This window comes from Pseudomonas sp. 382 (genome assembly GCF_002759075.1).
GTDB classification, from domain to species: domain Bacteria; phylum Pseudomonadota; class Gammaproteobacteria; order Pseudomonadales; family Pseudomonadaceae; genus Aquipseudomonas; species Aquipseudomonas vlassakiae.
The window spans coordinates 1-557 of the sequence record NZ_PEMX01000111.1 but is presented as its reverse complement, the minus strand read 5'-3'; the positions used below and the strand labels follow the sequence as shown (position 1 = coordinate 557).

The window sequence follows — 557 nt, the reverse complement described above, 5'->3', positions numbered from 1 at the left end:
CGGTGCAGAAGGCGCTGCAGATGCTCAAGGAAGAGCAGCTCCTGGTCGGACAGCCCGGCAAAGGCGTCTTCGTACAGGGCGGCACCCAGTGGTCCATTGCCCCTGAGGTCTACATGCCTCCTGCGGGCGAAGGGCAGCCGTACCGATGGATCAGCGAGGCCGAGAAGCGCTCCCAGCGAGGATCCGTGACCCTGCTGGAAGTCGAGACCGTCACGCCGCCGTACGAGGTTCGCCAAGCTCTCGGCCTCGGCGACGACGACCAGGCCCTGCTCCGCAAGCAGATCCTGCTCCTCGACGACGAGCCCACGGAGCTGACTCACTCGTACTACCCGCTTGAGCTCGCGGAGGGGACGGCCATGATGGAGCGCCGGAAGATCAAGGGCGGCACACCGACCCTGCTCGCCAGCCTTGGCTACGCACCCGTCTCGTTCATCGACGAGGTCTCCTCGGAGATTCCCACCTAGGAGGAGGTCATTGCACTTGAGCTGCCGAAAGACATGCCGGTGATGATGACGTTCCGCGTCGTGCAGTCGAGCAACGAGCGCCCGATCGAGGTA

1 protein-coding gene is annotated in these 557 nt (G+C 64.6%); it reads left to right on the top strand.

Features of this window, described 5'->3' with window-relative positions:
• Positions 1-464 (top strand): UTRA domain-containing protein (locus CQW31_RS30825; protein ID WP_218254864.1); only part of this gene is annotated, 464 nt, incomplete at its 5' end.
• Between the last annotated feature and the right edge of the window lie 93 nt (positions 465-557).